Raw genomic sequence first — 7126 nt, 5'->3', positions numbered from 1 at the left:
TTATAATTAAATTAAAAATAGATTTTAGGTTCGATCCCCCCTTAATCCCCCCTTGATAAGGGGGGTGCCGATCCCCCCTTAATCCCCCCTTGATAAGGGGGGTGCCGATCCCCCCTTAGTCCCCCCTTGATAAGGGGGGCATCTGATAATTTTTAACGCCTACCTACTTATCAATCCGAGAAACGCTGTATATAACCCCCTATGCAATCAAAAAAGCAACAAAGAAAAGACATTTTCATAATATCATCTAAACCCTATAGGTTCTGTCAGGTAGGGGATAGAAGATTTAACTTAGTGTCTATAGAGTTATTGGGGTTTAGTTTTACTAGGAATCAGAATTAATGACCAGTAGGTGACAGCCTCTGGATCGACTTCTGTAATCGGAATAATTTGCTGATTGGGTAGGGTTGCTCGTTCGATGTAGAGGGCGCGTTCTAATAATCCTAATTCCTCGAGAATATTGCGAACTTTAGCGAAATGTCTGCCTAATTTAATAATCGCTGCTGCATCGATAAAGGCTAGGCGATCCCGCAATATTTCCGCCTCTAAAGTAGCGGGCATAATACTAAATACGTCATTTCGATAAGTGATAGGTACACCCAGCATTGCTGCACTTGCCATCACTGAAGAAATACCCGGCACGACTTCAATGGAAAAGCGATCGCACAAGCGATTAAAGATATACATAAACGTGCCATACAACATCGGATCGCCCACACATAGCACCGCCACATCTCGACCTAAGTTTAAATGTTCGGCGATATTTTCGGCGGCAATATCATAATGAGGTTGAGAACTGCGCTCGACACTAAAAGGTAAAGGCATGGGAATTTCTATCTGCTCGGGACGGATAAAATCCGACACAATTGCCCGTGCCAAAACTTTGCCACTTTCTAAGGTAGGATAGGCAATTACCGGAACAGTTGTGAGAATCCGGTGTGCTTTGAGCGTCAACAATTCGGGATCGCCAGGCCCGATTCCTAATCCATAAAGTTTGCCTAATTTATTCATAATTCGTTCTCTTTTGCTAAAGCATTGACTGCTGCTGCCGCGATTGCGCTTCCTCCCCTGCGTCCGTGCAGGGTAATAAATGGCACACCACGACTATTAGTTGCTAATTCTGTTTTCGACTCTGCCGCTCCTACAAATCCCACGGGAAAGCCTAAAATCAAAGCCGGTTTATCTACATTTTGATCGAGCAATTCTAGTAGGCGAAAAAGTGCGGTTGGTGCATTACCAATGGCTACCACTGCTCCAGCTAAACGAGGTCGCCAAAGTTCTAAAGCGGCAGCGGAGCGGGTATTATTAATTTGCCGTGCCAACTCGGTCACTTCTGGATGATTGAGGGTACAAATAATCGGATTATTTTTAGGTAAACGCGCTTTGGTAATGCCATTAGCGACCATTTGAGAATCACAGAGAATTGCTGCACCCCCAGCGAGGGCATTTCGTCCGATTTTAACCGCGTCCGGTGATGCTTCTAAATCTTTTGTTATGTCTGTCATCCCGCAGGAATGAATTAGACGAACCGCCACATGAGCTAAATCATCGGGGAGATTTTCCCAGTTAGTTTCAGCCCGAATAATAGCAAAAGATTTGCGGTAAATTTCCTCACCATTCTTAATGTATTCCATTCTATTCATCTAAATTTTTCGATTTTTGGGAGCTTAAAATTTGGGCTATGAGGGGGGGAATCTTGGTAAATTCTCCCTCAAATATAGGTGTTTCTAAGAACTTTTGACTATCACCCACATAGACTTGATAAGCTTCTAGTATTTGGCCATTTTCCTCGATGGTAGTTCCTAAAAGGGTAATTTCGGCTGCATCCGGTTGAGCGCAGGATTTAGCACAACCCGTCAAATGAATATTAACAGGAGAATTGCAGGTTAAGCGTTCTTTCAAATAATCTGCCAGGAGAGAAGCATGAATTTGAGTTGCAGTGGCCGCCGCCGCACAGCCCGGTTTACCGCTACAGGCAACTATCCCCGCATCCCATCCAAGAGAAGCGGATAATCCTAAGGATGCCAGTTTTGGCAACAATTCTGAGACTTTTTCATCGGGAATATCGGGTAATATAACAGTCTGCCAAGGGGTTAATCGTAACTGACCACTGCCAAAAGTTTCTGATAGTGCCGCTAATCCCCATAGTTGATTAGCCGTCAATTGTCCTAATCTTAATGATAGACCAATATAAGACAATCCGGGTTGCTTTTGAGGATGAATTCCTAGATGAAAATAGGGTTGAGTAGAATGGGCAGCCTGCTGGTATTCTTGCCCTTGTATTATGCCGGTAGAAGTCCGATGTAATTGGCAGTTAACTTGTTCGAGATATTTGGCTAATCCCCAATCTTTGAGCAGGTGTTTCATCCGAGGTTTTTTACCCTTGATATTGGGGGTTTGTTGAACATAATCGATATAAACCTTTACTAAAGCTTTGACCACAGCTAAACAGTTTTCTGGCTCAATTAATAAGTCCGTATCATAGAATTGTTTATCTCCTCCGAGTGCTAATCGAAAGCAAACAATAGAAGTTAAATTTGTCGGATTTTTGACGGTAATTGCCGATAGCTGAATCTCATTATAGCGGTGTTGCCAGGCCATAGTTGAACCGGTGCCAATTCCCACTGCACCACCGCCATCGATGCCGATACTAAATTTAGGACTTAGTTCGGCAATTGATGGATAATTTTGGATAAAATTATCTAATTCTTGGACTAATGGACGAGTATCGATCGATTCTTGACAGTCAATTCCAGCCGTGGGACTTGACATGATATTACGCAAATGATCAACACTGGGATTATGGGCAGCTAACCCTAATTTTTGCAGGGTTTGAAATTCTTCTAAACTGGGGGATTTTTGCAGTCCGCGAATTTGCAGATTTGCCCGATTGGTAACTTGTATTGTCGTCTGCCATTGTTCGAGCCAAGTGGCGATCGCTTTTCCCTGTGGAGAATTGAGCCATCCACCGGGGGTGCGGAGACGAATTAAAAACCCATCCTGGGCAGCAGTTCCATAAAATAAACCGGGACAAGCATTTGCTTCAACTAACCAATTCACCGTTGTTTGTTCTCCATGCGACGCAGAGAAGTAGTTAGAAAATTAGTTGTCTATACTACCGATCAAAAGCTTGTAATTGGTATTCTGACTCGCAAGGAAAAAGGGAAGATGTACTCTTTTTACTTTTTACTTGATTACAGCTGCGGCACAGTACCAGAATTGCACTGGACTTTCCCAAAGACAAGTTTAAGGATCATACCACAGTTTGAGTTTTGGCGTTGCTAGATAAAAATCAGCTATAGGCTGGTTCCTCTATCCATCTGGCACAGACAACTCCTTATTGGATAAGCCTTGACCCTTAGAAGATGTACCAGACTGAGCCTGAATCCGCCGTAGTAATTACCCAATTATCTTAAGCACCACAAGCATTTCAGCTTTTTTTCAGCAAGCCCTACCTACTGTGAATGTGAAAAATTTCTGTCTTTTTTGTTATAGTTTCTAACATTGCCTATAGACTTAACCCACTGACATTTCATAAACTCCAGTGTCCTTTGAGTTTCGGAAAGGAATTAAACACTATGAACTCAGTTAATCTTTTGTTTGGGAACAAGACAATCAACCAATCTCTTAGGTTTAGCCAAATTCTCTCCCAATCTCTGGAAAGCGTATCTTACTCTCTTCAGGAATTCGCTACCAGTCCAGAATTTATGGAGAAGATGAGGCTTGCCTTTGGAGACAGTTTTGTGACGGTTACTGCCCTTAACTTGGCACAAGATTGGCAAAAAGGTAGTATAACTGGACTTCCCTTGAGATTCTTACTGCTACGACCCTTAATGGTGCTTATGCCGGATATGCTAGTGGGACAAAGACGATTTATCTATCTGAAGAATTTCTCAGTGAGAATTCCCTTTCAGTAATAACAAGTAGTATTTTAGAAGAATTTGGACACTCTCTTGATGTTATACTTAATGACTCAGACTCTTCAGGAGATGAAGGACAGATTTTTGCTGCGCTGGTTCAAGGATTATCTTTACCTGAATCAGAACTGCAAGCATTAAAACAAGAGAATGATTTCGCCACGATATATATAGATGGTCAAGAAATTTTAATTGAACAGGGAAGTGTTTCAGATAGTGGCGGCTTTGAAGGGAGTTACCAAGTGATTACCCTTGATACGACGGGTGGAGGATATGCCAGTTTTTACTATGAGCATTATACCATTCCTGATAATTTCATTATTCGTTATGAAGGAAGGAATATCTTAGAAACGGGATTTGTTGGAGGAAGCAAGACAGGAACGGTTCAAATTCCTGAAGGAGATTCTGATCAGTTAGAGATAATTGTAGCAACCAATGATGAAGGAACAGCATGGAATTATACGGTTGAAACAATTGCACCAGGGTTAAATATACAAGATGCCTATGTTACTGTCCCAGGAGGAAGTAATCAAACGGCAACCATCAAATTCCCTGTGATTCTCTCAGAAGCAGTTGATGTAGAAGTTACTGTTAATTATTTTACGCTCGTAGGAACGGCCGTAGATGGTGTAACGGGGAACGACAGAATAGATTACCAACCGATTACAGGTACATTAACCTTTGCCCCAGGAGAAACCCGTAAAGAAGTTGAAATCAGGATATTAGGAGATACCCCTGTTAATTACGGGGGCAATGCCAATTTTGAGATTTTCGCAAGGGATACAGCGTATCAGAATTGGGATAAAGGAGACGATATTGACTTTAACGGTAGTTTGTCTTATGGAGATTTAGGCTATCGAGTTGATCAATTTTTCAACGATGGCAGTACAGGTTTTCAGGCAACAGGATTAACTTCGGATGAAAATTTCTTTGTTTTAATCAGCAATCCTGTCAATAGCGAAATTAGCCAAGAGAGTGACCAAGAAAAAGATCGCTTATTGACAGATTTAGAAGAATTTCTCGGTCCAGATTTTGTGAATTCATCCTCTTATCAGAAAGTCGTAGAAACTCTCAATGACCTAGAAGCGCAGGATACCTCTTGGGCTTATGCGACTGGGACGATTTACGATGAAGGAAAAGCCCCCGTCTTGGCGATTCGGGGGACACAGCCCGATCAATTAAAAACAGATGTCTGGGATGATGCTAATCCCAATGGCATTGGTTATGGTCAATTTACGGCCAATCGGGGGGCTGTTAATCAATGGCTTCAAGAAGCAAGTCAGCCAGAGGATAATCTCTCGCTAAAACCCCACATTACAGGTCATAGTTTGGGTGGAGCATTAACCCAATGGGTGGCGGCAGATTATTCTTCTCAAGGTGCTTTAGGGAATATTGTTACGTTTAATGCTCCGGGTATTTCAACGAGTGCGGCTAATAGTTTCAGGGGTGCAGAGAAAGTCACTCACTATATCACTTCTATCGACATAGTGAGTATGGCAGGATTTCGTTATATTTCTGGACAATATGTTTTATCCAATCAATTGCTTGTCCCTTCCTCATTTCCCAATCCTGTTGATGCCCATCTTCATCCCGTAATTATTCCTAAAGTAGAGTCCAGTGGCTTGACTAAACCAGCTAATTTAAAGATAGATACGGTTGGTGGTACAAATGCGCTAAGTAGTCCCTTCTTCACCTATTTACCCGATCCTGATTATTTTGCGATTCAATTGATAGTAGCATCAGTACCAATCATTGGCCCATATTTGGCAAATCAGCTAACTTTTCGTAGCACTACTGAATTAAATCGTCAAGCTATAGGTGAACTGCTCTACGGTATCGGCTTAGAGAACATCGAATTTGCCATAGAAAAACTAACGGCTGCTGTTAATGCTGCCAAACAATGGGGACAAGATGCTTGGAATGCCATTACAGGGTGGGGAGAAAATGCTTGGGGTGCAGTAAGTAATTGGACAGTAACGGCTTGGAATGCCACAACCACATGGGTTAGTCAAGCTTGGAATGCCACAACTACATGGACGAGCGATGCTTGGAATGCTACCAAACAATGGACGAGCGATGCTTGGAATGCCACAACTACATGGACGAGCGATGCTTGGAATGCTACCAAACAATGGACGAGTGATGCTTGGAATGCTACCAAACAATGGACGAGCGATGCTTGGAATGCTACCAAACAATGGACGAGCGATGCTTGGAATGCTACCAAACAATGGACGAGTGATGCTTGGAATGCTACCAAACAATGGACGAGCGATGCTTGGAATGCTACCAAACAATGGACGAGTGATGCTTAGATCTCTTGCAAAAGTAATCAAGATATATCCTTTTGTCGGTAACGAAGTTCGTAATTGTAGATACCAGCAATCAAATTCAATCTCAGACCAAATCGCCGTCTGCGATTTCTGTATCTTGATGAAAGTATCCGAAATATTTTGAGACGACGATGAATATGTTCTATAACTATGCGCCGTTGTGATAACTGACGATTGGCTTTTTTTTGCTCTTTACTTAGTTTTTCTTTTTTCTTTTTTTTATGAGGAATTTGACTGTTTTGATGGAGCTTCTGAATTCCTTGATAGCCTTTATCCCCTAATATTTCTATTTTCTTATTTAACCTTATTTTGCTCTCTTTCCACAGTCGAAAATCATGGACTCTTCCTTTCTCACAACGGACACAGATTACCTGCTCGCTTTTTTGGTCGCAACGCGCTCGCTGCGCGAGATCGGCAACGACTTGCGACTTTAATGTGTGGTATCCCTGCTTGCCACTATAGTATGATTTCTGTTTTTTTTTTGGGTCTTTCTATCTCCTGTTCTGACACATCCACCACTATTACTTCTATTTCACTATTACTTTCTAAGAGGGCTTTTTTTCCAGGTAGATTAAACAGACCTGATTTGATGAGAATATTCTCTACTTTCCTAACAATTCTATACGCCGTTGATTCGTTAATACCCCAACTATTTCCCAGATGAAAATAGGTGCGATATTCTCGCCAATATTCTAGTGTTATTAGTAGTTGGTCTTCCGTACTCAATTTGCTAGGTCTACCTGTCTTTTTTTGCCAAACTTTTTCTGCCTTTAGGACTGTTACCATATCCTTAAATGTATCTGGATACACGCCACACAAGCGTTTGAACTCTGTTGGCTTTAAAGTTTTTACTTGTTCGTAAGTCATCTTTCAATC

The 7126-nt window shown here is 41.9% G+C and carries 6 protein-coding genes and 1 riboswitch; of the genes, 2 read left to right on the top strand and 4 right to left on the bottom strand.

Annotated elements, in window-relative coordinates:
- Positions 1-306: 306 nt before the first annotated feature.
- The 3 genes from cobI to cobG are packed head-to-tail and all read right to left on the bottom strand — an operon-like array spanning position 307 to position 3060.
- Complete coding sequence (gene cobI / locus PX484_RS03140) at positions 307-1011, bottom strand: precorrin-2 C(20)-methyltransferase (protein ID WP_287768313.1); 705 nt, start codon at positions 1009-1011, stop codon at positions 307-309.
- Positions 1008-1634: a precorrin-8X methylmutase gene (locus PX484_RS03135; RefSeq protein ID WP_043997836.1), complete on the bottom strand. Its 627-nt coding sequence runs from the start codon at positions 1632-1634 to the stop codon at positions 1008-1010. Before PX484_RS03135 ends, cobI begins: the two co-directional genes overlap by 4 nt.
- Before the next feature lies 1 nt (position 1635).
- Positions 1636-3060, bottom strand: coding sequence for a precorrin-3B synthase (cobG, locus tag PX484_RS03130; protein WP_002802253.1), 1425 nt, complete (start codon positions 3058-3060; stop codon positions 1636-1638).
- Between the two features lie 77 nt (positions 3061-3137).
- A riboswitch (cobalamin riboswitch) is annotated at positions 3138-3237 on the bottom strand.
- Between the two features lie 341 nt (positions 3238-3578).
- Between cobG and PX484_RS03125 the strand changes: the two genes are divergently transcribed.
- Together PX484_RS03125 and PX484_RS03120 are read left to right on the top strand one after the other, a co-directional pair.
- Entirely contained in the window at positions 3579-3917 is a 339-nt protein-coding gene (locus PX484_RS03125; RefSeq protein WP_287670045.1) for a hypothetical protein, read from the top strand.
- A gap of 242 nt (positions 3918-4159) precedes the next feature.
- Positions 4160-6232, top strand: a complete 2073-nt coding sequence (locus tag PX484_RS03120) for a Calx-beta domain-containing protein (protein WP_287768316.1) — start codon at positions 4160-4162, stop codon at positions 6230-6232.
- A 17-nt stretch (positions 6233-6249) separates the two neighbouring features.
- Here PX484_RS03120 and PX484_RS03115 read toward each other — a convergent pair.
- Positions 6250-7117 (bottom strand): IS5 family transposase gene (locus PX484_RS03115; RefSeq protein WP_288102820.1). Its coding sequence is split into 2 segments (ribosomal slippage): positions 6250-6735 and positions 6737-7117, totalling 867 coding nucleotides; the frame shifts between segments, so codons are not numbered across the junction.
- Positions 7118-7126 lie beyond the last annotated feature (9 nt).

This window comes from Microcystis sp. M49636_WE2, assembly GCF_030065375.1.
Classification (GTDB): domain Bacteria; phylum Cyanobacteriota; class Cyanobacteriia; order Cyanobacteriales; family Microcystaceae; genus Microcystis; species Microcystis aeruginosa_C.
This window is presented reverse-complemented; position numbering and strand designations above follow the sequence as displayed.